This is a genomic window from Streptomyces sp. NPDC056734 (genome assembly GCF_042790455.1).
GTDB lineage: Bacteria > Actinomycetota > Actinomycetes > Streptomycetales > Streptomycetaceae > Streptomyces.
Window position 1 is genome coordinate 64312 of the sequence record NZ_JBHTZD010000022.1, and the last position, 24367, is coordinate 88678.

General features: G+C 73.0%; 18 protein-coding genes, 1 pseudogene and 1 riboswitch. Of the genes and pseudogenes, 7 read left to right on the forward strand and 12 right to left on the reverse strand.

The features are described 5' to 3' along the window. Positions 1 to 264: 264 nt before the first annotated feature. The 9 genes and pseudogenes from ACFRFC_RS29565 to ACFRFC_RS29605 form a co-directional block, all read right to left on the reverse strand. Positions 265 to 1155: pseudogene (locus tag ACFRFC_RS29565) on the reverse strand (cobyrinate a,c-diamide synthase); the annotation flags it as partial. After that, positions 1149 to 1748: a cob(I)yrinic acid a,c-diamide adenosyltransferase gene (cobO, locus tag ACFRFC_RS29570; protein ID WP_382690777.1), complete on the reverse strand. Its 600-nt coding sequence runs from the start codon at positions 1746 to 1748 to the stop codon at positions 1149 to 1151. The gene cobO and the pseudogene ACFRFC_RS29565, both read right to left, overlap by 7 nt. Further along, on the reverse strand, positions 1748 to 3928 hold the full coding sequence (locus ACFRFC_RS29575) for a putative cobaltochelatase (protein ID WP_383112669.1): 2181 nt from the start codon (positions 3926 to 3928) through the stop codon (positions 1748 to 1750). The genes cobO and ACFRFC_RS29575 overlap by 1 nt, the downstream gene beginning before the upstream one ends. Next, a complete protein-coding gene (gene cobN, locus ACFRFC_RS29580) occupies positions 3925 to 7734 on the reverse strand; it encodes a cobaltochelatase subunit CobN (protein ID WP_382690782.1) in 3810 nt (1269 codons plus the stop codon). The genes ACFRFC_RS29575 and cobN overlap by 4 nt, the downstream gene beginning before the upstream one ends. Continuing rightward, positions 7731 to 9272: a cobyric acid synthase gene (locus ACFRFC_RS29585; protein WP_382690784.1), complete on the reverse strand. Its 1542-nt coding sequence runs from the start codon at positions 9270 to 9272 to the stop codon at positions 7731 to 7733. Before ACFRFC_RS29585 ends, cobN begins: the two co-directional genes overlap by 4 nt. Continuing rightward, positions 9269 to 10390, reverse strand: a complete 1122-nt coding sequence (locus tag ACFRFC_RS29590) for a cobalamin biosynthesis protein (protein ID WP_382690787.1) — start codon at positions 10388 to 10390, stop codon at positions 9269 to 9271. Before ACFRFC_RS29590 ends, ACFRFC_RS29585 begins: the two co-directional genes overlap by 4 nt. Positions 10391 to 10488: 98 nt before the next feature. After that, a riboswitch (cobalamin riboswitch) is annotated at positions 10489 to 10628 on the reverse strand. 151 nt (positions 10629 to 10779) lie between these two features. After that, complete coding sequence (locus tag ACFRFC_RS29595) at positions 10780 to 11001, reverse strand: hypothetical protein (RefSeq protein ID WP_382690790.1); 222 nt, start codon at positions 10999 to 11001, stop codon at positions 10780 to 10782. 40 nt (positions 11002 to 11041) lie between these two features. Further along, positions 11042 to 12328 (reverse strand): anion permease, encoded by a 1287-nt coding sequence (locus ACFRFC_RS29600; RefSeq protein ID WP_382690793.1) that lies wholly within the window; start codon positions 12326 to 12328, stop codon positions 11042 to 11044. A gap of 152 nt (positions 12329 to 12480) precedes the next feature. Continuing rightward, the gene (locus ACFRFC_RS29605) at positions 12481 to 13389 is read right to left on the reverse strand and encodes a lysozyme (protein ID WP_382690796.1); all 909 of its coding nucleotides are present in this window, start codon (positions 13387 to 13389) and stop codon (positions 12481 to 12483) included. A gap of 181 nt (positions 13390 to 13570) precedes the next feature. Between ACFRFC_RS29605 and ACFRFC_RS29610 the strand changes: the two genes are divergently transcribed. The 3 genes from ACFRFC_RS29610 to ACFRFC_RS29620 all read left to right on the forward strand — a co-directional run bounded on the left by ACFRFC_RS29610 (position 13571) and on the right by ACFRFC_RS29620 (position 17410). Beyond that, complete coding sequence (locus ACFRFC_RS29610) at positions 13571 to 14239, forward strand: class II aldolase/adducin family protein (RefSeq protein ID WP_382690798.1); 669 nt, start codon at positions 13571 to 13573, stop codon at positions 14237 to 14239. Between the two features lie 71 nt (positions 14240 to 14310). After that, on the forward strand, positions 14311 to 15441 hold the full coding sequence (locus ACFRFC_RS29615; protein ID WP_382690801.1) for an alpha/beta hydrolase: 1131 nt from the start codon (positions 14311 to 14313) through the stop codon (positions 15439 to 15441). Positions 15442 to 15793: 352 nt separating this feature from the next. After that, positions 15794 to 17410, forward strand: a complete 1617-nt coding sequence (locus tag ACFRFC_RS29620) for a hypothetical protein (protein WP_382690804.1) — start codon at positions 15794 to 15796, stop codon at positions 17408 to 17410. 37 nt (positions 17411 to 17447) lie between these two features. Here the strand turns inward: ACFRFC_RS29620 and ACFRFC_RS29625 are convergent, their stop codons facing one another. Together ACFRFC_RS29625 and ACFRFC_RS29630 are read right to left on the reverse strand one after the other, a co-directional pair. Continuing rightward, positions 17448 to 17861, reverse strand: a complete 414-nt coding sequence (locus ACFRFC_RS29625; RefSeq protein WP_382690807.1) for a VOC family protein — start codon at positions 17859 to 17861, stop codon at positions 17448 to 17450. A 209-nt stretch (positions 17862 to 18070) separates the two neighbouring features. Next, positions 18071 to 18961 carry a neutral zinc metallopeptidase gene (locus ACFRFC_RS29630; protein WP_382690810.1) on the reverse strand — a complete coding sequence of 297 codons (891 nt, stop codon included), beginning with the start codon at positions 18959 to 18961 and terminating at the stop codon, positions 18071 to 18073. Positions 18962 to 19273: 312 nt separating this feature from the next. On the opposite strand from ACFRFC_RS29630, the gene ACFRFC_RS29635 reads away from it, so the two are divergent. From ACFRFC_RS29635 to ACFRFC_RS29650, 4 genes are all read left to right on the forward strand, one after another. Further along, positions 19274 to 20002, forward strand: coding sequence for a hypothetical protein (locus tag ACFRFC_RS29635; protein WP_382690813.1), 729 nt, complete (start codon positions 19274 to 19276; stop codon positions 20000 to 20002). Positions 20003 to 20095: 93 nt separating this feature from the next. Then, positions 20096 to 21694 (forward strand): ABC-F family ATP-binding cassette domain-containing protein, encoded by a 1599-nt coding sequence (locus ACFRFC_RS29640; protein ID WP_382690816.1) that lies wholly within the window; start codon positions 20096 to 20098, stop codon positions 21692 to 21694. A gap of 334 nt (positions 21695 to 22028) precedes the next feature. Then, the gene (locus ACFRFC_RS29645) at positions 22029 to 22244 is read left to right on the forward strand and encodes a helix-turn-helix domain-containing protein (protein ID WP_355735174.1); all 216 of its coding nucleotides are present in this window, start codon (positions 22029 to 22031) and stop codon (positions 22242 to 22244) included. Between the two features lie 140 nt (positions 22245 to 22384). After that, positions 22385 to 23221, forward strand: a complete 837-nt coding sequence (locus ACFRFC_RS29650; RefSeq protein WP_382690819.1) for an enoyl-CoA hydratase/isomerase family protein — start codon at positions 22385 to 22387, stop codon at positions 23219 to 23221. 221 nt (positions 23222 to 23442) lie between these two features. On the opposite strand, the gene ACFRFC_RS29655 is transcribed toward ACFRFC_RS29650, so the two are convergent. After that, the gene (locus ACFRFC_RS29655; RefSeq protein WP_382690822.1) at positions 23443 to 24267 is read right to left on the reverse strand and encodes a nucleopolyhedrovirus P10 family protein; all 825 of its coding nucleotides are present in this window, start codon (positions 24265 to 24267) and stop codon (positions 23443 to 23445) included. Positions 24268 to 24367 lie beyond the last annotated feature (100 nt).

A 24367-nucleotide genomic window follows, 5' to 3' on the forward strand; every position in this document is an offset into this window, starting at 1 on the left:
CGGCCGGTCTGGGGTGTCGGAGACGACGGGGTGTGGGTTGGCCTTCGGCCGGTCTGGGGTGTCGGCGACGACGGGGTGTGGGTTGGCCTTCGGCCGGTCCGGGCCGTCGGCGACGACAGGGCGTGGGTTGGCCTTCGGCCCGTCCGGGCCGTCGGAGACGACCTGTCGCCGGCTGCCCTCCCTCCCCTCCGGGCTGTCCGCGACGACCTGTCGCCGGGCGCCCTCCCTCCCCTCCGGGCCGTCGGCGACGATCGGACGCCCGCTCCTCTCCAGCCCGTCCGGCGTTTGAGGACGAGGCCCGTCCAGGGCCGAAGCGGGGGCCTGGGGGCGGCAGCCCCCAGAACCCGGGGTCGAAGGGGCAGCGCCCCTGGAGGACGGGAAGGGTAGGGGCGGCGGGGGCGAAAAACCCACCACCTCACCCACATCCCACGCCGCACAACCCAGCGGACCAGCCCCCCGCGCCAACCCCCACACCGCCTCCAGATCACACCCACCCGCCACCCGCGAGGCCATCGCCGCCACCGCGGACACCGCCGCCCCCCGCCGCTCCCCCACCGGCACCAACCCCAGATGCCGCGAGGGCGTAGCCACCTCCTCCCCCCGCCGCAACACCCCCAGCACCGGCACCCCCACCGCCTCCAGCGCCTCCCGCAACAACTCCTCATGCCGATCGGACCCGACCTTGTTGAGAATCACACCCCCCACCCACACCTCGGGATCCCACGACACAAACCCATGCACCAGCGCCGCCACCGACCGAGCCTGCGCGGAGGCGTCCACCACCAGCACCACCGGCGCCCGCAGCAACTTCGCCACCTGCGCGGTGGACGCCAGCTCCCCCTGCCCGGCCGCCCCGTCGAAGAGCCCCATCACCCCCTCGACCACGGCGAGATCACACCCCCGCGCCCCGTGCAGGAACAACGGCCCGATCAGCTCGGCCCCGCACAGATACGCGTCGAGATTCCGCCCCACCCGCCCGGTGGCGAGCGCGTGATACCCGGGATCGATGTAGTCCGGCCCCACCTTGTGCGGAGACACGGCAAGCCCCCGCGCGGCGAACGCGGCCATCAACCCCGTCGCGACAGTGGTCTTCCCACTACCGGAGGAGGGCGCGGCGACCACCAGCCGGGGCACGGAAGACGCGGACGTCACCACTCGATACCCCGCTGCCCCTTCTGCCCCGCATCCATCGGATGCTTCACCTTGGACATGTCCGTCACCAGATCGGCGAGTTCGACCAGCCCGGCAGGCGCGTTCCGCCCGGTGATCACCACATGCTGCGTCCCCGGCCGGGCCCGCAGCACGGACACCACCTCCTCGGTGTCCACCCACCCCCACTGCATCGGATAGGCGAACTCATCGAGCACGTACAGCCGATACGTCTCGGCGGCCAGATCCCGCTTGACCTGCGCCCAGCCCTCCCGGGCCTTCTCCTCGTTGTCCAGCTGCGCGTCCCGCTGCACCCAGGACCACCCCTCGCCCATCTTGTGCCAGGCGACGGACCCGCCCTCCCCGGAGTCCCCGAGCACCCGAAGCGCCCGTTCCTCCCCGACCTTCCACTTCGCGGACTTCACGAACTGGAACACCCCGATCGGCCACCCCTGATTCCAGGCCCGCAGCGCGAGCCCGAACGCGGCGGTGGACTTCCCCTTGCCCACGCCCGTGTGCACCACGACCAGCGCCCGGTTCCGCCGCTGACGCGTGGTCAGCCCGTCATCAGGCACGACACTCGGCTGCCCCTGAGGCATTACGCGACCCTCCACGAACCCGAACCCGAACCCGAACCCGAAGCAGCACCCGAACCCGCACCCGAACCCGAAGCAGCACCCGAACCCGCACCCAAACCCGAAACACCCCCCCGCACATCCCGCACCAACCCAGCAATCGCATCCGCCCGCAACTCGTCCAACGTCACCGCAGCCCCCCCGAGCTCACCCGCGAGCCCCCCCGCCAACCCCAACCGCACCGGCCCCGACTCACAGTCCACGACCACCGACGCAACCCCTTCCGCCGCGAACAGCCGAGCCGCCCGCCCGGCGAGCGCCACCGGCTCGGGCCCACCCGTGGCCCGCCCGTCCGTCACCACGACCACCAGCGCCCGCCGCGCCGGATCCCGCAACCGCTCCACCCGCAGCACCTCGTGCGCCCGCAGCAACCCGGCCGCGAGCGGCGTACGCCCACCCGTCGGCAACGACTCCAGCCGGGCCGCGGCCGCATCCACGGACGACGTGGGCGGCAACGCCACCTCGGCCGCCGCCCCCCGGAACGTCACCAGCCCCACCTTGTCCCGCCGCTGATACGAATCCAGCAGCAGCGACAGCACCGCCCCCTTCACCGCGCTCATCCGCTGCCGCGCCGCCATCGACCCGGAGGCATCGACCACGAACAGCACCAGATTCCCCTCGCGCCCCTCCCGCCGCGCCTGCCGCAGATCGTCCCGCCGCACCACGAGCCCCGGCCCGACCCGCCCCCGCGCCCGCTGATGCGGCGCCGCGGCCTGCACGGTCGCCGCCAGATGCAGCCGGGTCAGCGCCCCCCGGGGCCGCCGCGCCCCGGTCGTGCGCCCATGCTCGGTCCGCGCCCGCGAACGCCGCCCGGTGGCCCCCTCCCCGATCCCGGGAACGCTCAGCGTCTTGGTACGGAACGGCTCCGCGGCCGGTACGGCGGACCGCTCCCCGGCACCGGACGGCACACCCTCCCTGTCCCCCGATTCCTCGGACCGCTCCCCGGCACCGGACGGCACACTCTCCCCGTCCCCCGACTCCTCGGGCCGCCCCCCGGCACCACCATCACCGGACGGCTCCCCGGCATCAGGCCGCCCCCCACCGCCCCCACCCGGATCGGGATCGTCGTCACCGTCGCGGTCACCGGGGCCACCGCCACCGTCCCCACCCGCGTCACCGTCACCGTCACCGCCCCCGGCGAACTCCTCCAACGTCCGATCCAGCCGCTCCTCGTCCAGCCCCGGCGCATCGAACGGATTGCGACGCCGCCGATGCGGCAGCGCCAGCAGCGCGGCCTGCCGGACATCCTCGGCGAGCACCTCCGTACGCCCGTCCCAGGCCGCCAGCGCGGTCGCCGTACGGGCCATCACGATGTCGGCCCGCATCCCGTCCACCTCGAAGGCCGCGCAGGTCGCCGCGATCTGCCGCAGCGCCCCGTCACCCAGCCGCACCGACGGCAACAGCTCCCGCGCCGCCACGATCCGCGCCCGTACGGCGGCCTCCTCGGCGGCCCACCGTCCGGCGAAGACGTCGGGATCGTCGTCGTACGCCAGCCTGCGCCGTACGACCTCCACCCGCTGGTCCGGCTCCCGCGAGGCCGCGACCTCGACGGTCAGCCCGAACCGGTCCAGGAGCTGCGGCCGTAGCTCGCCCTCCTCGGGGTTCATGGTCCCCACCAGCAGGAAGCGGGCCGCGTGCCGCACCGACACACCCTCGCGCTCGACGTAGGAGGCGCCCATCGCCGCCGCGTCCAGCAGCAGATCGACCAGATGGTCATGGAGGAGGTTGACCTCGTCGACGTACAGGATCCCGCGGTGCGCCTGCGCCAGCAGTCCCGGTTCGAAGCTCTTCACGCCCTCGGCGAGGGCCCGTTCGATGTCGAGGGCGCCGACGAGGCGGTCCTCGGAGGCGCCGACGGGCAGTTCGACCATCCGCGAGGGGCGTTCCAGCGCGGCGACGGGCTCATGGGGCCCGTCCGGGCACGCCGGGTCGGGGGTGCCCGGGTCGCACGAGAACCGGCACCCGGCGACCACCCGCACCGCGGGCAGCAGCGCCGACAGCGCCCGTACGGCCGTCGACTTGGCGGTGCCCTTCTCGCCACGCACCAGCACACCGCCGACAGCCGGCGACACGGCGTTCAGCAGCAGCGCGAGCCGCAGATCGTCCTGACCGACCACGGCCGTGAACGGAAACGGGGTGCTCACTTGTCCTCGCCCTCCAAGACCTCAAGGCCGCCCTCAAGATCGCCCTCAAGGCCGCCCTCAAGGCCGCCCTCAAGGTCGCCTTCCAGCTCCAGATACATGGCGCGCAGTCGCTCCAGCGTGTCGGCGTCGGGCTCCGCCCACAGCCCCCGGTCCGCCGCCTCCAGCAGCCGCTCGGTGATCCCGCGCAGCGCCCACGGGTTCGACTTCTTCATGAAGTCCTGGTTCTCGGGATCGAAGACGTACTCGGCGCTCAACTTCTCGTACATCCAGTCGTCCACCACCCCGGCCGTGGCGTCGTACCCGAAGAGGTAGTCCACGGTCGCGGCCATCTCGAAGGCGCCCTTGTAGCCGTGCCGCCGCATCGCCGCCATCCAGCGCGGATTGACCACCCGAGCCCGGAACACCCGGTGCGTCTCCTCGCCCAGCGTGCGCGTCTTGACCTGGTCCGGAGTGGCCGAGTCACCGACGTACGCCTGCGGACTCGCGCCCGTCAGATGCCGCACCATGGCGACCATGCCGCCGTGGTACTGGAAGTAGTCGTCGGCGTCGACCAGATCGTGCTCGCGCGTATCCACATTCTTCGCCGCCACCGCGATCCGCCGGAACGCCGTCTCCATGTCCCCCCGCGCCGCCCGCCCGTCCAGCCCGCGCCCGTACGCGTAGCCGCCCCACACCGCGTACACCTCGGCGAGGTCCGCGTCCGAGCGCCAGTTGCGGGCGTCGATCAGCGGCAGCAGCCCGGCCCCGTACGCCCCCGGCTTGGAGCCGAAGATCCGGGCCGTCGCGCGCCGCCGGTCACCGTGCGCGGCGGTGTCCTCGTCGGCGTGCGCCCGTACGTAGTTGACGTCGGCGGGCTCGGCCAGCTCGGCCACCGCCCGTACCGCGTCGTCGATCAGCCCCACCACATGCGGGAACGCGTCCCGGAAGAAGCCGGAGATGCGGACCGTGACATCGATGCGCGGCCGGCCCAGCTCGGCCGGCGGCACCACCTCGAAGCCGGTCACCCGCCGCGAGGCGTCGTCCCACACCGGGCGGCAGCCGAGCAGCGCCAGGATCTCGGCGATGTCGTCGCCCTGGGTGCGCATCGCGGACGTCCCCCACACCGTCAGCCCGACCGACTGCGGATACTCCCCGTTGTCGGCGAGATAGCGCTGCACCAGCGAGTCGGCGAGCGCCTGCCCGACCTCCCAGCTCAGCCGGGACGGGATGGCCTTGGGGTCGACGGAGTAGAAGTTGCGGCCGGTCGGCAGGACATTGACCAGCCCGCGGGTGGGGGAGCCGGAGGGTCCCGCAGGAACGTATCCGCCGTCCAGCGCGCGCAGGATGTGATCGATCTCGTCCGTCGTACGGGCGAGCCGCGGCACCACCTCCTCGCACGCGAACCGCAGCACGGCGACGGCGTCGGACAGCTCCACACCCCCCAGGACCTCGCGGACCAGCCCGGCACAGGCCGCCGCGGCCCACCCCCGCGCCTCCATGCCCTCCGCGAGCCGCCGGCACAGCCGCTCCAGCAGATCGATCGCGTCGGCGGCGCTGCGCGCGGGCCCGTCCACCAGCTCCGTCAGCTCGGCCGGCACCTTCAGCGGGGCGCCGGGCTCGGCCAGCAACTCCTTCTCGCCGAGCCCGAAGTACGCGGCCAGCGACGCCCGCAGCCCCGGCAGCGCGTTGGCCTTCCCGCCCCACACCTGCGAGGCCCGCAGCACGGCCAGGACCAGATTGACGCGCGGTTCGCCGACCGGCCCGCCGCCCAGGATGTGCAGCCCGTCGCGGATCTGCACATCCTTGATCTCGCAGAGATAGCCGTCGATGTGCATGACGAACGAGTCGAAGTCGTCGTCGCCCGGCTGATCGTCCACATGCAGGTCGTGGTGGAGTTCGGCGGCCTCCACCAGCGTCCAGATCTGGGCCCGCACGGCCGGTGCCTTCGTCGGGTCCAGGTCGGAGACCAGTGCGTATTCGTCCAGCAGCTGTTCCAGCTTGGCGAGGTCGCCGTAGGTGTCGGCGCGGGCCATCGGCGGCACCAGATGGTCGACCACCGTGGCGTGTCCGCGCCGCTTGGCCTGGGTGCCCTCGCCGGGGTCGTTGACGATGAACGGGTAGATCAGCGGGAGTTCGCCGAGCACCGCGTCCGGCGCGCAGCCGCCGCTGAGCCCGAGCCCCTTGCCCGGCAGCCACTCCATCGTGCCGTGCTTGCCCATGTGCACCACGGCGTCGGCGCCGAAGCTGTTCTCCAGCCAGCGGTAGGCCGCCAGGTAGTGATGGGACGGCGGCATGTCCGGATCGTGGTAGATCGCGATCGGATTCTCGCCGAAGCCGCGCGGCGGCTGGATCATCACGACGACGTTCCCGAACCGGAGCGAGGCGAGCACGATGTCGTCCCCGTCGACGTAGAGCGAGCCGGGCGGCTCCCCCCACGCCTCGGTCATGGCGTCCTTGAGCGCCGGGTCGAGCCTGTCGAACCACGCCCGGTAGTCGGCGAGCGGCACCCGCGCGGGCGCGGACGCCAGCTGCTCCTCCGTCAGCCACTCCACATCGTGCCCACCCGCCGCGATCAGCCGGTGGATCAGCTCATCGCCCTCGGCGGGGTGGTCGGTGACCCCGTACCCGGCGTCCCGCAGCGCGTCGAGCACCCGTACCGCCGACGCGGGCGTGTCCAGCCCGACCGCGTTGCCGACCCGCGAGTGCTTGGTCGGGTACGCGGTGAACACGAGCGCGATCCGCTTCTCCGCGTTCGGCTGGTGCTTGAGCCGCGCGTGCCGTACGGCGATCCCGGCGACCCGCGCCGCCCGCTCGGGGTCGGCCCGGTACACCGGTACGTCGTCCGGCCCCTGCTCCTTGAAGGAGAACGGCACGGTGATCAGCCGTCCGTCGAACTCCGGGATGGCGACCTGCATCGCCGCGTCCATGGGGGACAGGGCGGCGTCCGACGCGTCCCAGGCGGCCCGGGAGGAGGTGAGGCAGAGCCCTTGCAGCACGGGGACGTTCAGCTCGGCCAGCGCGCCGATGTCCCACGCCTCCTCGTCCCCGCCGGCCGACGCCTGCGAGGCGTGCGTGCCGCCCGCCGCGAGCACGGTCGCGATCAGCGCGTCCGCCCGCCCCAGGATCTCGTACAGCCCCGCGTCCGCGCCGCGCAGCGAACCGCAGTACACGGGCAGGGCGTTGGCGCCGTGCGCCTCGATCGCGTCGCAGAGGGTGTCGACGAAGGCGGTGTTGCCGCTCAGTTCATGGGCCCGGTAGAAGAGCACGCCGACGGTGGGCCGCCCTTCTGCTTGCTGAGGGGTGCCGTGCACCCCGTACTCGGCCATCTTCCGCGGCCCCTCGAACCCCTCGCCGGTCAGCAGCACGGTGTCCGACAGGAACCGGGCCAGTTCGGTGAGGTTGCCGGGCCCGCCCTCGACCAGATAGCGCAGCGCCTCGGCGACCACCCCGGCCGGTACGGACGACTCGGCCATCAACTCGGCGTCGGGCACGGCCTCGCCGCCGAGCAGCACGGTCGGAACCCCGGAGCGCTTCAGCGCGGCCAGCCCGTCCTCCCAGGCCCGCTTGCCGCCGAGCAGCCGTACGACGGCGACGGACGCCCCGTCGAGCAGCGCGGGCAACTCGTTCTCGACGTCCACGCGGGTCGGGTTGCCGATCCGGTAGGGGGCGCCGGAGGCACGGGCGGCGAGCAGATCGGTGTCGGCGGTGGAGAGCAGCAGGACGGGGTGGGTGGTGCCAAGAGGGTTACCGGTGTCAGAGGTGCCGATGCTGCCAAGAGGGCGGACAGGGCCGTCAGGGCCGGTGGTGCCAACAGGGCCAGTGGTCATACGGGCGCTCCCGGTGGGATGAAGGGCAGTCCTTGTGGCGCGCCGGACTCGATGAGCCGCCACAGCGCGTCCGTGTCCGCGTGCTGTTCGATCAGATCGCCGAGCCGGTCGAGCTGCTCCTCGCGCAGCGCGGCGAACGTGGTACCGGGCGCCGGCACGAACCGGCGCCCCGCGGCGGCGGCCACCTCGCGCAGGAACGCCCGCCTGAATCCGTCCGACTCCAGGGAGCCGTGCCAGTGGGTACCCCAGGTGTGCCCGACCCGGCACCCGTCGAGAGGGTTCCCGCCGTCATCGCGCAGGAAGGGGCTCCCGCCGTCGACCTCGGCGACCCCGTGATGGATCTCGTACCCCTCGACCCGCTCCCCGAGGGCCTGTCCGACGGGCCGGGCGAGCGTCTTCTCCGCCGCGAACCGCACCCGTACGGGCAGCAGCCCGAGCCCGTCGACGCCCCCGAGCCGACTCTCCACATCGTCCTGGATATGAGTGCCGAGCACCTGGAAGCCGCCGCAGACGCCAAGCACCGGCAACCCGTCGGAGGCCCGCCGCACCAGCGCGTCCGCGAGCCCCCGCTCCCTCAGCCACGCCAGCGCCCTGACCGTCCCCCGGGTCCCGGGTACGACGACCAGATCCGCGTCGGCCAGCTCCTCCGGCCGGTCCACGAACCGCACCACGACGCCGGGTTCGGCGGCCAGCGCGTCGACGTCCGTGAAGTTGGACATCAACGGCACCGCGCAGACGGCGACGCGCAGCACGTCCGCGCCGACCGGGGGCGCGACGACGGACTCCCGGACGGTTCCGCGCAGCGACACGCGGAGCCCGTCCTCCTCGTCGATCCCGAGCCCGTGCCGGAACGGCAGCACCCCGTACGTCGCCCGCCCGGTGAGCCCCTTGAGCATGTCGAGCCCGGGTTCGAGCAGGGACACGTCCCCGCGGAACTTGTTGACGAGGAACCCGGCGACCAGTGCCTGATCCGCCGCCGACAGCAGCGCGACCGTCCCGAAGAACGAGGCGAACACCCCGCCCCGGTCGATGTCCCCGACCACGAGCACGGGGATCCGGGCGTTGCGCGCGATCCCCATGTTCACGATGTCGGTCCGCCGCAGATTGATCTCGGCGGGACTGCCGGCCCCCTCACAGACGACGACGTCGTACGAACGCCGCAGCTCGGCGAGGCACTCCAGCACGGTCCCCAGCAACTGTTCCTGCCGGCCGCCGTGATACCCGCGCGCACTCATCTCGCCCACGGGCCTGCCCATGAGCACGACCTGACTGCTCCGCTCCCCGCCGGGCTTGAGCAGCACGGGATTCATCAACGCGCTCGGCTCGACCCGGCACGCCTGCGCCTGCATGGCCTGCGCCCGCCCGATCTCGGCCCCGTCCCGCGTGACGAACGAATTCAAGGACATGTTCTGCGCCTTGAACGGCGCGACCCGCACCCCCCGCCGCACCAGCCACCGCCCGATCCCGGCGGCCACCACACTCTTCCCGGCATCAGAGGCAGTCCCAGCAACAAGCAACCCAAGCCCCCGCCCGGTCATACGGGGGCCTTGGGGGAGAGCTGGGTTGAGCACCGCTGTGGGCATTCGTTCCGCAGGGCGGAACGGGTGGGCACAGCCTGCAACGCCGGGCCCCGCCCAACACGCGCCCGGAGCAACGCCCCCACCCCCGAGGCCGGGCGCAGCCCAACACGCGCCGAGGGCAACGCCCGTACCCCGGAAGCCGGGCCCCGCCCAACACGCGCCCGGAGCAACACCCCCACCCCCAACGCCAACCACCGCACCCGAGAGGAAACCCGCACCGCCCGCTCGACATCACCGACCACCACACCCCGCCCCCCACCATTCAGCACAGGCCGCCGCTCAACCCGCCCCGCGTACGACAGGGTCCCCCCGAGCCGCACCCCCAACGCCCCCGCGAACGCCGCCTCCACGACCCCGGCATTGGGGCTCGGATGCTTCCCGGCATCGGCCCGCCAGGCCCGTACCGCCCCCCGGGGATCACCCCCGGCGACCACCGCGAGGACGCCGGTGAGCCGTGCCCCCGGCCACCCCACCACGTCATCGAGCCGCGCCGAGGCCCACCCGAACCGCCGATACCGATCCGACCGGTGCCCCACCATCGCGTCCAGCGTGTTCACGGCCCGGAACCCGAGCAGCCCGGGCACCCCCCCGACGGCCCCCCACACCAACGCCCCCACGACGGCGTCGGACGTGTTCTCCGCGACGGACTCCACCACGGCACGGGCGATCCCATCGGCGTCCAGCGCCTGCGGATCGCGTCCGCACAAGCGCGGCAACCGCGCCCGCGCCCCCTCGACGTCCCCGGCCTCAAGTGCCCGCCCGATCGCCCGGGCCTCCCGCCCGAGGGTGGTGCCGCCGACGACGGCCCAGGTGGCGGCGCCGGTCAGGACGACGGACGCGGCGGGGGAGGACCGTACGGCACGCGCGGCGACCGCACCCAGCCCGACGGCCCCGCCCACGCACACGGCGGTGTACAGCGCCCCCCACCCGCGATGGTCGCGCCACAGCAGCCGTTCCACGGCACCGGCGGCCATCCCGAACCCGGCGACCGGATGCCCGCGGCGCGGATCCCCGAGGAGCAGATCACCGAGGAGTCCGGCGGTGGCGCCGTACGCGAATGCGCGTTCGGCGGCCATCGGCTCAGCCGGCCGTGGGGTCGAGGAGAGGTCCGGCGGTGAGCCGCGTTCGGCAGCCGAGCATGGCGAATGTCCTCACTCAGGGTGTCCGCGCCCTGGTTCGACGAAGTCGGCGGTGAGAGTTCCTGGCTCCCGGGGTTCTACCCCGGTGACAGTGGCGGGACCGCGCCGGATTCGCACCGGCTTCCTCTCGTGTCGCCGTAATGGCTCCGGCAGTCCACCACGGGCCCCGAACACCCGTCAACCTGCCGCTGACCTGCGAAGGGAGAGTGTGCTCAGCCCCACACCGGCCCTGTCGCACACCACACCAGGGCGGGTACGGGACCGAAGTCCCGTACCCGCCCTGGCAGATGCCGGCACGGGCGCCTCGCGCGAACGAGGCGATCCCGTCAGGCGACGATCAGATAGATCCCGTACGCCACCGCGCCCAGGCACGCCGCGAAGCAGGTGTACGCGCCGGTGACCGCGAGCGCCGCGCCTCCGCCGCGCTCGGCCGCGCGCTCATGGCGGGAGAGGCCCGCGATACCGAGGGTGAACAGGCCGACGAGGGCCACGGTGACCACGAGGCTCACACCGAAGACGGAGCCGAGGGCCGCCCAGTCGATTTCCATGCTGCTGTGTCCTTGGGGGAGGGGGGTGTGTCGGGCGGGCTCAGACCGTGGCCTTGGGGGCCGCCGGGTCGGGACCGGCGGGGGAGCCGGTACCGGCCGTGACGGCGGCCTCTTCGGCGGCGACGGTCGGCGGCGGGATCACGGCGGCGACGGCGGCGGTCACGACGCCGGGCGCCAGGTCGGGGTCGTCCGTGCGCTCGCCGGCGTCGGTATCGCCGGTGTCGTCGTGGCCATTGACATTGGTGTGGTCGACGACCTCGCGCCGCGACAGCTTCCAGATCCAGGCGCTGGAGCCGATCAGGAAGGCGGCGACGAGGCCGGTGCCCCAGGGACCGAACCTGCACACCCACTCGGCGAGCGCGCCGACGACGGCGGCGGCCGGCAGGGTCAGCCCCCAGGCGACGAACATCCGGGTGGCCGTGGACCAGCGGACCACCCCGCCCTTGCGGCCGAGGCCCGCGCCCATCACGGCGCCGGAGACGGAGTGCGTGGTGGAGAGCGAGAAGCCGAGGTGGGAGGAGGCCAGGATGACCGTCGCGGCGCTGGTCTGGGCGGCGAAGCCCTGCTGCGGCTGGAGGTCGGTCAGGCCCTTGCCCATGGTGCGGATGATCCGCCAGCCGCCGAGGTAGGTGCCGAGCGCGATGGCCACACCCGCCGAGACGATGACCCAGACGGGCGGGTCGGAGTCGGGGGCGAGGGTGCCACCGGCGACCAGGGCGAGGGTGATGATGCCCATCGTCTTCTGCGCGTCGTTGGTGCCGTGCGCCAGCGAGACCAGCCCCGCGGAGGCGATCTGACCGGCCCGGTAGCCCTTGGCGGAGGACCTGGTCCCCGCGGACTTCTTGCCGAGCGTGTACGTGAGGCGGGTGGCGAACATCGCGGCGAGCCCGGCGACCAGCGGGGCGGCGATCGCCGGGAGCAGCACCTTGGTGATCAGTACGTCACCGTGCACCGCGCCGAAACCGGCGGAGGCGACGGTCGCGCCGATCAGACCACCCATCAGGGCGTGCGAGGAGGAGGACGGCAGGCCCACCAGCCAGGTCAGCAGATTCCACAGGATCGCGCCGACCAGGGCGGCGAAGATGACCTCGGGCTGGATGCCGGACTCGTCGACGAGTCCTTTGGAGATCGTGTTGGCGACCTCCACGGAGAGGAAAGCGCCCACCAGGTTGAGCACGGCGGACATCGCCACCGCGGCCTTGGGTCTCATCGCACCGGTCGAGATGGTGGTCGCCATCGCGTTGGCGGTGTCGTGGAAACCGTTCGTGAAATCGAACGCGAGTGCGGTGACCACCACTATCGCGAGGATCAGCGAGAAGCTTTCCATTTACCCAGGCATTCGTTCGAGGTCATCGGCCGGATGAACGTAGGTAACCCAGATGAACGAATGGTGAACTGAAGGGGGCATTGGGGTGTATCTGACGGAGGGTTGGCATTCCGCTTAGCGATCGACGCCCGCGTACCCGGCCACCGGTGCCCTCACTCCCGGCCGACGTCGCTCCTCGCGAAGGCCCTCAGTCGGTCCATCGACCCGTTGAAGAGATTCTGGTCACCCGGCAGCGCGCTGTTGTCGCTGCCGTCGCCGCCATCGTCGTACTGCCAGATCGTCCACCGCGACCACCCCGCCGGCAGCTCCCCGGCGCTCGCCGAGCCGTAGCGGGCCACCCACAGCGGATGCTCGGCGGCGAAACCGGTGCTGCCACCCGTGCAGCTGTTCCACCAGTGGGTGGTGGTGTAGATCACCGGCCGACGCCCGGTGAGCCGCCGCACCTCGTCGCTGAACGCCCCGATCCAGCCGACCATCCCCGCCCTGCTCAGCCCGTAGCACTTCCGCTTGGTGTCATACGGGTTGTACTCGATGTCGAGCGCGGGCGGCAGCGTCCGCCCGTCGGCCCGCCAGTCGCCGCCGTTGCGCACGAAGTACGCGGCCTGAGTCGCACCCGAGGACCTGTCCGGCAGCGCGAAGTGGTACGCGCCACGGATCAGCCCCGCGTCCCGGGCGCCGTCGTACTGCCGCCCGAAGTAGGGGTTGCGATAGCTCGTGGACTCGGTCGCCTTCACGTACACGAACCGCGCCCCCTTGGCCCGGGACCCCGGCCAGTCGACGTTCCCCTGATGGGACGAGACGTCATGCCCCCTGGGCTTGCTCGCGGCGACGGCCGGCACCTCCAGCAGCACCGCCCCCAGCAGCGCGAGCCCGGCGACCGAGGCACCGACCACCCGCCCCCGACGACTGCTGCCCTGAGGGTGACCATGTGGGTGGCTGTGGCTGTGGCTGTGGCTGTGGCTGCTGGTGCTGGTGCTGGTGCTGGTGCTGGTGCTGGTGTCGGCGTGGGTGTGGGTGCGGGTGCGGGTGCGGGTGTGGGCGCTGGTGCGGTGGTGAGCCATGCGGTACTTCCCCCGAAATGGCGGCGTACAGGACAAGTGCAGGACAAATCGCCCCGAGAGTAGGCGAAGATCATCGATCCCCGGTCGATCTCCGTCCAAACCCCTCGAACGGCCGACGGAAGTCCTCCCGCCACCCCCGCACCGATGCGCCACCACCACCCCGGCTGCGAGGATCACGCCCATGTCTGAGCAGCGAACCGGCGGCACCGAGACCGCCACGGCCTGGCAGGACCTGGTGGCGACCGCCCGCCGCACGGTGACCGACGGCCTGGTCGTCGGCACCTCCGGCAATGTCTCCGTCCGCGTCGGCGACACCGTGCTGGTCACCCCGTCGGGCGTGCCGTACGACCGCCTCGGCCCCGCCGACATCACCGGCGTCGCCCTCGACGGCCGCCGGACGATCGGCACCCTCGCCCCGACCAGCGAACTGCCGATGCATCTCGCCGTCTACCGCACCACCGACGCCCGCGCGATCGTCCACACCCACGCCGTCCACGCGACGGCCGTCTCCACCCTGGTCCCGGAACTCCCCACGATCCACTACCTGACCGCGACCATGGGCGGCCCCGTCCGCGTCGCCCCCTACGCGACCTACGGCACGGAAGAGCTGGCCGAGAACATGCTCCACGCCTTGACGGACCGCTCCGCCTGCCTCCTCCAGAACCACGGCACCCTCACCCACGGCACCACCCTCGCCCAGGCGTACGACCGCACGGCCCAGCTCGAATGGATGTGCCGCCTCTGGCTCACCGCCTCCTGCGTCCCCGGCCTGACCCCCTCCCTCCTCTCCCCCCGGCAACTGCACGAGGTCACCGAACAACTCCAGAGCTACGGCCAACGCGCCCCCTGACCCCCACACCCGCTCTCTCCCCATCCCTCCTCCCACTGGCCGGGAGCGAGCGGGGCCGGGACACTGGAGCCGTGGGCACTGTCAGAGCGACGGCCGCTGCCGTCACCGTGGCATTGGCGGCCGGCGCGGCGAGCGTGGCCGCCGGCCGACTCGCCAGCGACGCCGCGCTCAAGGCGCCGCCGGGCCGCCCGCTGCCGACCGAGCCCCGGCTCACGGTGCACGGCACCGCCGCAGGCCGGATCACCCTCACCCGGCAACTGGCCTCCCTGCGCCCCGGCACCTACGGCCTCGCCGGCGACGGCACCCACGCGGTCGTCGGCCCCGTCCTGACCGCCGCGGCCCCCTCCGCCGACACCGTCGTACGCCGCCTGGAACGCGTCACCCACGGCACCCTCACCCCCGGCGACCACGTCTGGCTCACCCCCAACCTGTACGTCGGCGACCCCCATGCCGCCCTCGGCCTGGACCACACCGACGTCGAGGTCCCCGGCGAACTCGGCACCCTCCCGGCCTGGTGGGTGCCCGGCGCCCGGGACACCTGGGTGATCGCCGTGCACGGCCTGGGCACCACCCGCGAACACGCCATGAACCTCATGGAGTTCCTGCACCGCCTGCGCCTCCCGGTGCTCGCCCTCGCCTACCGCGGCGACCCCGGCGCCCCCCGCTCCCCGGACGGCCTGAACCATCTCGGCCAGACCGAGTGGCGCGACACGGACGCCGCGATCCGCCACGCCGTGGCCCACGGCGCCCGCGAGGTCGTCCTGCTCGGCTGGTCCACCGGCGCCACCATGGCCCTGCGCGCCGCCACCCGCTCTCCCGTACGGGACCGGATCGCCGGGCTGGTCCTGGACTCCCCGGTACTGGACTGGCCGACCACGCTCAAGGCGCTGGCCGCCGCCCGGCGCACCCCGGGCGCGCTGCTCCCGCTCGCCGTCCGCGCCGCCCAGGGCCGCACCGGCCTGCGCCCCGGCCCCGAGCAGGCCGCGCCCAGCGCGTCCGAGCCCCTCACCGTCCCCACCCTGATCGTCCACGGCCCCGGTGACGAGGTCGCCCCCTGGGAACTCTCCCGCCGCCTCACCGCCCGCCACCCCGGCCTCATCACCCTCCACGAGGTCCCCGACGCCCCGCACGCCGCCATGTGGAACGCCGCCCCACCGACGTACGAAGAGGCTCTGCGCCGCTTCCTGACCCCCCTGATGTGACGCCCGGACCCGAGCCCTCGCGCCGACTCCGCTTCCGCCCGCCCCGCCCCCCACACCCACCCCGAAGGTTCCATTTCCCCCTGTCCTTCTGGCCTGATACCACCCCCTCACCGCCGTTCCGGACCCCGCCGTCCACTCCCCTCCACGACCCTTCCTGGCATTCCGTTTGGGTTTTCGGACCGTCAACCGGAAGACTGCACCCGTGACGTCCCGTATCCCGCGCGACTCCAGGCTTCGACTTGTCCGCCCGCGACCCCTGGCCGCCGCCCCCCGAGCGATGAACCAGCGGCGCACGCGCCGCCCCGCGCCCCGGCCGCCGGAGGGCACCCCGGCCCCCGCGGAACTGGCCAAAATGGCGCGCACCCGACTGGCCGGCGCCGCCCGCGTGGCCCGCTGGGCCGAGACCGCGCCCCACACGGGCAAGGAGCCCCTGTCCTCCGTCGGCAGGACCACCGGCGGCTCCGCCGGCAAGCGGCCGGCCGACAACCCGCCCGCCGAGGCCCGGCCCGCCGACACCGGTCCGGCTGACGAGCAGACCCCGGACAACCGGACCACCGACGGACAGCCCACCGACGGCAGCCCTACTGACGGCAGCCCCACCGACGGCGGGTCGACCGAAGGCGGGTCGACCGACGGCCGGGCGCTCGAAGGCCGGGCGACCGACGGAAAGGCCACGGACAGCAAGGCCACTCACGGAAAGCCCGCCGACGGCAGCCCCACCGACGGCAGCCCCACCGACGGCGGGTCGACCGACGGCAGGTCGCCCGAAGGCCGGGCCACCGACGGAAAACCCACCGACGGAAAGGCCCCCGAGGACAGAGCCACCATGTCCGCCCCCACCGCCGAACGGGCCGCCGAGGAACTCGGCCTGACCCCCGCTCAGGTCCGCGCCGACTGGGACACCGCCCGCCTCGCCGGCCTGGTCGAGGTGCACGGCGGGGTCGCCCGCCCCGGCTGGCGGCTGCGCGCCTGGCACCGCGACGACAGCGCCGTACTGCGCGGCTGGGTCGCCCTCTTCGACGCCTGGTCGCTCGCCCACCCCGAGCCCGACGGCCATGAGCCCGCCGCCGTCGCCGAGGTCGTCTCGGCCATGCCCCAGGTGCTCTCCTTCCTCCAGCTCTCCGCCGGCCCCGTCCCCGTCGCCCAGCTCCTGGACCTCCTCCAGCAGCGCGTCGGCGAACTGCGCACCCAGCGCTGCGAGATCCCCTACGGCCCGCAGCCCGAGCCCACGCCGCCCAGCGACGACACCGCCCTCGCCCCCCTCCTCGACTGGGCCCTGCACGCCCTGGCCAGCGTCGGCGCCCTCACCTACGGCGACGCCCAGGCCACCCTCACCCCGCTGGGCAGCTGGGCGGTCTGGGTCAAGCTGGAGCAGATCTGCGTCGCCGCGCAGAGCCCCGCCGGGAACATCGAGGCCGCCGCCGAGGACATGCTGCGCGGCTGCGCCCAGCTGCGCCCCAACGCCGCCCGCGCCGAGTACCGCGCCTGGCTCGCCGCCCGCCCCGTCGGCAGCGCCGTCACCGAACTCCTCGACGCCGCCCGCGGCGAGGACGCCCTCCTGCGCAGCCTCGCCTTCGAGACGCTGCGGGTGGTCGGCGCCCCCGCCGAGCCCGACGTACGCGCCGTGCTCGACGAACCGACCCTGCGGCCCTACGCCCTGCTCTGGCTCGCCGAGCACGACGGCGCCGACCCCGAGGACGCCCACGAGGTGCTCACCCGCGAGGAGGCCACCTGGCTGTGGGTCGACACCGCCGCCGCCGTCGCCGACCACGGCGAGGCACCGTTGCTGGTCAGACACCTGGAATCCGCCGTCCAGCCGACCGTGCCCGCGCTGCTGGACGAGGTGCGTGCCGTCGGCCACCCCCGTACCGTGCAGGTCCTGGTCGCGCTCGCCGCCGCGCACCCCGACCCGGCCCTCGCCAAGGCCGTCCGCCGCGCCGCCTTCCAGGTGCACACCGGCGGACGCTGACGGCCTCTCGCGCGGGCGATCCCGGGGCGGGCCGGCGTCAGCCGGATATCGCCGGAGCGTAGGTACCGAAGCTCCAGATGTTGCCCTCGAGATCCCGGGCCATGTAGTCCCGGGAGCCGTAGTCCTGGTCCGTCGGGGGCATCAGGATCTCCACGCCGTGGTCCAGGGCCCACTGGTGGTGTGCGTCGACGTCGTCCACCACGACGTACACCCCGGCCGTGCCCGACTCCTTCATCGCCGTGTCGAACACCCCGCCGCGGCCCTTCGACCCGAGCATCACCGCGCCGTCGCCCTGCACCAGCTCGGCGTGCAGCACCGCGCCGTCCTCGCCCTCGTACAGCGCCAGCTCCGTGAACCCCAGTGCCTCGGTGAGCTGCCGGACCGCCGCCTTCGCGTCCGTGTACAGCAACGTCGGATAGATGCTGGGCCGCCCGCCATGCGTGCCTGCCATGCCGATCACTCCCTTGTGAAGCCATGCCCGACCACGCCGGAAAAGGCCCCGTCGCACCGGATTCCGACGTGTTCCCAGTCTCGCACCCACCACTGACATCGGCCCTGCCACCGGCCGCCGTCGCCGGTCTCGCCACCGGCCTGCCACCGGCCGCACCCCGCACCTCCCGGCGCACCTCCCGGCCCGGCGGCCCACGGCCGCGCCCACCATCAGCGGAACGTGTTGCACAACGCCATGTCCCCGGTCCGGTACCCCTCGTAGAACCACTCCTGCCGCTGCCGCGCCGACCCGTGCGTCCAGTTCTCCGGCGTCACCCGCCCCTCGTACCGCGCCTGGATCCGGTCGTCGCCCACCGCCGCCGCCGCGTCCAGCCCGTCCCGGATGTCGGCGTCCGTCAGGCTGGTGATCAGGGGCCGCCCGGTCGACTCGTCGTTCGTCGTGGTCGCGTGATGCGCCCACACCCCGGCGTAGCAGTCGGCCTGCAACTCCACCTTCACCGCGTTGCTGTTCGCACCGGTCCGCCCGTCCTGCGCCCGGCCCAGCGTGCCCAGCAGATCCTGTACGTGATGCCCGTACTCGTGCGCCACCACGTACGCCTGTGCGAACGGCCCGCCCGACGACCCGAACTTCGTCCGCAGCTCGTCGAAGAAGCCGAGGTCGAGATACACCCTCTGGTCGGCGGGACAGTAGAACGGCCCCACCGCCGAGGTCGCCGTCCCGCACCCCGTGGCGACCCGCTCGGTGAAGAACACCGTGGCGGAGCGGGTGTACCGGCCGCCCCGCCGCTGGAACTCCCCGGCCCAGAAGTCCTGCACGCTGTTCACCACGGCCACGATCCGGCAGTCCTCCTTGGTGTTGGCGTCCTGCCCGGTCCGGCAGGTCTGCTGGACCTGCGCGAGCGTCGACGCCGTGGCCGCGGGCGGGGAGTCCCCCGAGGACAGCCCCAGTTGCTCCGGACCGACCCCGAAGAACAGCCCCAGCAGCAGCGCGATCAGCCCCGCGACGCCGCCGCCGACGGTCGCCCGCCCGCCCGGGACCCGGCTGCCGCGCCGGTCCTGCACCTCGGAGGTGTCCAGACGCGCGTCGTCGTCGAACTGCATGCGGGACCACCCTCCGCCTACGCCAACCCCGTGCCGTCATCCTGACCCGCCCCCGGCCCCCCGGCCCCGGGCGAAGGTCCGAACGGGCGACACCCCGCCCCCGCCCCGCCGTGTCCCACCCCACCGCCCCCGCCCACGGCTACGCTCTGCGCCTGATCCGCGGCCGACCGATCGGCACCCCCCTTCCCGGCCGGGACCCCCGAGAAGGGCGCGCGAGTGGCGGTACGGCGGTCCAGGCCCGCAGGACGGCGGTCCAGGTCGGCGCCCCCGCAGCCCCAGCCCTCGCGGACGACGCCGGAAGGCCCCGAACACGTGCCACCCTCACCCCCGCCCCCGGACCGGCGATCGCCCCCCGCCCGCCGACTCCTCCCCGCCGTCCTCGCCCTGCTGATCGCCGTGCCCCTGTTCGCTCTCGCCCATCACGCCCGGCCCGTCCCCTACGGCGACCGGCTCACCGTCCACGCGCGCGAGGACACCGCCGCGCCCGTGCGGTCGGCGGCCATCCGCCGGGCCGCTGTCGAGGCGTACGACCCACTCACCGGCGCCGTGCGCTGGCGGCACGCGCGCGTGGGCAGCCGCCCCCTGGAGGTGCTCCCCGCGCGCGGGGACGCGATCACGCTGTGGGACGACGGTCTGATCACCGCCACCGACGGGCGCGCGGTCCGCTGGCACCGCGCCCTCCCCGGAGCCGCCCAAGGGCTCCCCGAGGCCGGCGGGTCCGGCGTGCTGCGCGAACTGCCGCGCGGAGTGCTCGCCGTGATCACACCTGATCGGATCGCCGCCTACCGGCTCACGGACGGCGACCTGCGCTGGGTGCTGCCCGCGCGCGAGGGATGTTCGTTCGACGCCGGGCGTGCCGTTCGTCACGCGGGGGCGCTGCTGGTCGCCCAGCCGTGCTCCGGGGACACCTGGACCGCGCAGCTCACCGCGGTGGACGACCTCGGCCGGATCGTCCCGGGCCGCACCCCGCTCGGGAACCGGTCCCCGGGCCGCACGTCCGAACACACCAAGTCGGAAAAACTGGTTGCACGACACCGTTAGACTTGGCCCCATGGCCATTCTCCTCGCGCACTAGACGGCGGGTGCGTCCGCGAAACCCCGTCCGCCCGCCACCCACCGCCCTGGAGTCTGTCCGTGATCTCCGCCTCCGCCATCGAGCTGCGCGCCGGCGCCCGCATCCTCATCGAGAACGCCTCTTTCCGGGTCGCCAAGGGCGACCGCATCGGCCTGGTCGGGCGCAACGGCGCCGGCAAGACCACCCTCACCAAGGTCCTGGCCGGCGAGGGCGTCCCCGCCGGGGGCACCGTCACCCGCTCCGGCGAGGTCGGCTACCTCCCGCAGGACCCGCGCACCGGCGACCTCGACATGCTCGCCCGCGACCGCGTCCTGTCCGCGCGCGGCCTGGACGTACTGATCCGCAAGATGCGCGAGAACGAACAGCGCATCGCCAACGGCTCGGGCACCACACGCGAGAAGGCGCTCAAGCAGTACGAGCGCCAGGAGACCGAGTTCCTCACCAAGGGCGGCTACGGAGCCGAGGCGGAGGCCGCCACCATCGCCGCCGCGCTCAATCTGCCCGACCGGGTGCTCGGCCAGCCGCTGCACACCCTCTCCGGCGGTCAGCGCCGCCGTATCGAGCTGGCCCGGATCCTGTTCTCGGACGCCGACACCCTGCTGCTGGACGAGCCGACCAACCACCTCGACGCGGACTCGATCATCTGGCTGCGGGACTACCTGAAGACCTACCGCGGCGGCTTCATCGTGATCTCCCACGACGTCGATCTGGTCGAGACGGTCGTCAACAAGGTGTTCTACCTGGACGCCAACCGATCCATGATCGACATCTATAACATGGGCTGGAAGCTCTACCAGCAGCAGCGCGAGGCCGACGAGAAGCGCCGCAGGCGCGAGCGGCAGAACGCCGAGAAGAAGGCCGCCGCGCTCAACGCGCAGGCCGACAAGATGCGCGCCAAGGCCACCAAGACGGTCGCCGCGCAGAACATGGCCCGCCGCGCGGAGAAGCTCCTCGCGGGCCTGGACGACGTCCGTCAGTCCGACAAGGTGGCCAAGCTCCGCTTCCCCGAGCCCTCGCCCTGCGGCAAGACCCCGCTGATGGCCGAGGGACTGTCGAAGTCGTACGGCTCGCTGGAGATCTTCACCGATGTCGACCTGGCGATCGACAAGGGCTCCCGGGTCGTCATCCTCGGCCTCAACGGCGCCGGCAAGACCACCCTGCTGCGGCTGCTCGGCGGCGTCGAGCAGCCCGACACGGGTGCGGTAGTCCCCGGCCACGGCCTGAAGCTCGGCTACTACGCGCAGGAGCACGAGACCCTCGACCCGGACCGCACCGTGCTGGAGAACATGCGTTCGGCCGCCCCCGACCTGGATCTCGTCGAGGTCCGCAAGGTGCTCGGCTCGTTCCTGTTCTCCGGCGATGACGTCGACAAGCCCGCGCGCGTGCTGTCCGGCGGCGAGAAGACCCGGCTCGCCCTCGCCACCCTCGTGGTGTCGTCGGCGAACGTACTGTTGCTCGACGAGCCCACGAACAACCTCGACCCGGCCAGCCGCGAGGAGATCCTCGGCGCGCTGCGCACCTACAAGGGCGCGGTCGTCCTGGTCACCCACGACGAGGGCGCCGTCGAGGCGCTCCAGCCGGAGCGGATCATCCTGCTGCCGGACGGCGTCGAGGACCTGTGGGGCGCCGACTACGCGGATCTCGTCGCCCTGGCCTGACCGAAGGGATGATCCACTGGCTATGGATCATTCGGCCCATCGGTGATCCACCATCTGTGTGAGATCTCCTCGTACCCGAGTGTGTCCTACATTCACTTCGCGGCGGACCCCTGTGCGCTCAGGGGTCCGCCGCGAAGTGCTGCTGACCTGGACCTTCGCCGAAGAACCCGTTCACAGGCATGGACGGTCACGCTCGGAATTACCTATTCCGCTTGTGGGGATGCGCTCCTGTCGTCACAACGCTGTCGCACGGACCTTGCCGAATGGGTGGCCATGAAGCCCCGGAGGGGTGATCATGAGGGGACCAGAGCGCACTTCCCATGAGGAGGCACGGGTGGCCGAGACTCTGAAGAAGGGCAGCCGGGTAACCGGCGCCGCGCGCGACAAGCTCGCGGCAGACCTGAAGAAGAAGTACGACGCCGGTGCGAGCATCCGGGCGTTGGCCGAGGAGACCGGCCGCTCGTATGGCTTTGTGCACCGGATGCTCAGCGAGTCGGGCGTCACGCTCCGTGGGCGTGGCGGGGCGACCAGGGGCAAGAAGGCCCCCTAGGGCCTCACGTCCCTGGCAGCCCATCGACTCCGATGGCGGACACCCGGTCGGTCGGCCGATCGGCCGGGTGGTTACTGTGCAGTCACTTACGAGTGCCTCGGTACGGCACTCTCCGCTGACCGCACCATCGGAGGCGTCCCATGGCTTCGCCCGACCCGGCTACGGATCCGGTGACCGACCCGGCTCACGACCACAACGATCCGGTTCTCGACCAGGACGGCGTACGGCTCACCGTGGACGACGCGATCGCCACGGTGACCCTGACCAACCCGGCCAAGCGCAACGCGCAGAGCCCCCCTCTGTGGCGTGCGCTGACCGCGGCCGGGCGGGCACTGCCGGGCACCGTCCGGGTCGTGGTGCTGCGGGCCGAGGGCAAGTCGTTCTCGGCCGGGCTGGACCGGCAGGCGTTCACGCCCGAGGGCTTCGACGGCGAACCGTCGTTCCTGGACCTCGCGCGCGGCGCCGACGCCGACCTGGACGCGGCCCTGGCCGAGTACCAGGACGCGTTCACCTGGTGGCGGCGCAGCGACCTGATCTCCGTCGCCGCCGTCCAGGGACATGCCATCGGCGCGGGCTTCCAGCTCGCGCTCGCCTGTGACCTGCGCGTCGTCGCGGACGACGTGCAGTTCGCCATGCGCGAGACCGGCCTCGGCCTGGTCCCCGACCTGACCGGCACCCATCCGCTGGTGCGCCTCGTCGGCTACGCCCGCGCGCTGGAGATCTGCGTGACCGGACGCTTCGTCCAGGCCGCGGAGGCCGAACGCACCGGGCTCGCCAACCTCGCCGTCCCCACCGACCAGCTCGACGCCGCCGTACAGGACCTCACGGCCGCGCTGCTGGCCGCGCCCCGCGACGCCGTCATCGAGACCAAGGCGCTGCTGTGGGGTGCCCAGGAGCGCTCGTACGAGGATCAGCGCGCCGCCGAGCGGCAGGCACAGGGGCGGCGCTTCCGGGACCTCGCGGGACTCGGCGAGTAACTTCGCGGGCGTCATCGTGCGTCCTGATGTGACCCGGTGCGTCTCGGTGCGTCCTGGTGTGTCTTCGTGCGTTTTGGTGTGCGCGGCTCGGTGAGGCGAAGGGGAGTGGGTCGGCTGAGAGCCGGTCGGCCGCGAGTCGATCAGCCGTGAGCCTCGATCGGGCGCGAGCCCCGATCGGGCGGCGAGTCGATCAGCTCGGGTGTGCGCGAACGATCGTGCGGTCAGTCCACGGCAGTCACCAGCACCGCCACCGACGGGCGATCGGACACCGCCCCGCCCACCGCCGAGCGCACCTTGCGGGCCACCTCGACGGTCCGGTGCTCCCGGTCGACGGCGATCTCCACGCGGATGTGACGCCGGGGGACGGCCTTGACGCGGGTGTTCGTTCGATCAGCACCGCGCTGATCGATATGCACCGCGCGGCCGAGGCCGCCGAGCGTGCCGGTCAGACGGGTGACACCCGGGACAGTGAGGGCGGCGCGCGTGACGCGCTGTTCGTCGGTGGTCTCGGCGTCGTGGTCCCCGGGCGTGTCGGGACGCTCGGTCGCGACGGGGCCGTCGGACGGGGCGGGGGCCGAAGGGGGCGCGGACCCTGCTTCACCGGCCGGGCGTGGCCCTGACGGCCGTACGGACGCGGACTCTTCCGTGTCGTCCGTCTCCAGGAGCGCGGTCACCCGTAGATCCACCTCCGTGACGGTCAGCCCCAGCCGTTTCGACGCGGCCCGCGCCAGGGCGCCGCGCAGCCTGCCCGCGCTGACCGGCAGGGGCTCGGCCCCCGTCGCCGAGAAGTCGGCGCTCACCCGGAGCGGGCCGGGCGGCAGGGCGCTCGGCGGGGGCGGTACCGCCGGTTCGTGCGTCGGGCCGGGCTCCGCCGGGGCGATCCGCAGGGCGGCGAGCCGGACACCCGGCACCTCGTCGCCGGCCCGCCGCAGGACGTCCGCCGCCGCGCCCTCCGTGATCCACGCGCCGTCGCGCGCGCCGCCCAGCGGCAGCAGCCTGCCGAGGCCCACCTGTTGCCGTACCACCCGCGCCCACTGCTCCGTCATTGCTCCAGCCTGCCGCATTCCCGGCGCGCGACCGTGCAACCCCGCTTACGGTGGTCAAAGGGACGACGATCGAACGACCGGAACAACCGGAACGATCGAA

Excerpts from the sequence above, each read along its gene's own strand:
- ACFRFC_RS29630 (WP_382690810.1), bottom strand. The coding sequence starts at position 18,961 with ATGCAGTTCGACGACGACGCGCGTCTGGACACCTCCGAGGTGCAGGAC.
- ACFRFC_RS29585 (WP_382690784.1), bottom strand. The coding sequence starts at position 9,272 with ATGACCGGGCGGGGGCTTGGGTTGCTTGTTGCTGGGACTGCCTCTGAT.
- ACFRFC_RS29620 (WP_382690804.1), top strand. The coding sequence starts at position 15,794 with ATGGCGCGCACCCGACTGGCCGGCGCCGCCCGCGTGGCCCGCTGGGCC.
- ACFRFC_RS29625 (WP_382690807.1), bottom strand. The coding sequence starts at position 17,861 with ATGGCAGGCACGCATGGCGGGCGGCCCAGCATCTATCCGACGTTGCTG.
- ACFRFC_RS29590 (WP_382690787.1), bottom strand. The coding sequence starts at position 10,390 with ATGGCCGCCGAACGCGCATTCGCGTACGGCGCCACCGCCGGACTCCTC.
- cobN (WP_382690782.1), bottom strand. The coding sequence starts at position 7,734 with ATGACCACTGGCCCTGTTGGCACCACCGGCCCTGACGGCCCTGTCCGC.
- ACFRFC_RS29600 (WP_382690793.1), bottom strand. The coding sequence starts at position 12,328 with ATGGAAAGCTTCTCGCTGATCCTCGCGATAGTGGTGGTCACCGCACTC.
- ACFRFC_RS29610 (WP_382690798.1), top strand. The coding sequence starts at position 13,571 with ATGTCTGAGCAGCGAACCGGCGGCACCGAGACCGCCACGGCCTGGCAG.
- ACFRFC_RS29605 (WP_382690796.1), bottom strand. The coding sequence starts at position 13,389 with ATGGCTCACCACCGCACCAGCGCCCACACCCGCACCCGCACCCGCACC.
- ACFRFC_RS29650 (WP_382690819.1), top strand. The coding sequence starts at position 22,385 with ATGGCTTCGCCCGACCCGGCTACGGATCCGGTGACCGACCCGGCTCAC.
- ACFRFC_RS29655 (WP_382690822.1), bottom strand. The coding sequence starts at position 24,267 with ATGACGGAGCAGTGGGCGCGGGTGGTACGGCAACAGGTGGGCCTCGGC.
- cobO (WP_382690777.1), bottom strand. The coding sequence starts at position 1,748 with ATGCCTCAGGGGCAGCCGAGTGTCGTGCCTGATGACGGGCTGACCACG.
- ACFRFC_RS29595 (WP_382690790.1), bottom strand. The coding sequence starts at position 11,001 with ATGGAAATCGACTGGGCGGCCCTCGGCTCCGTCTTCGGTGTGAGCCTC.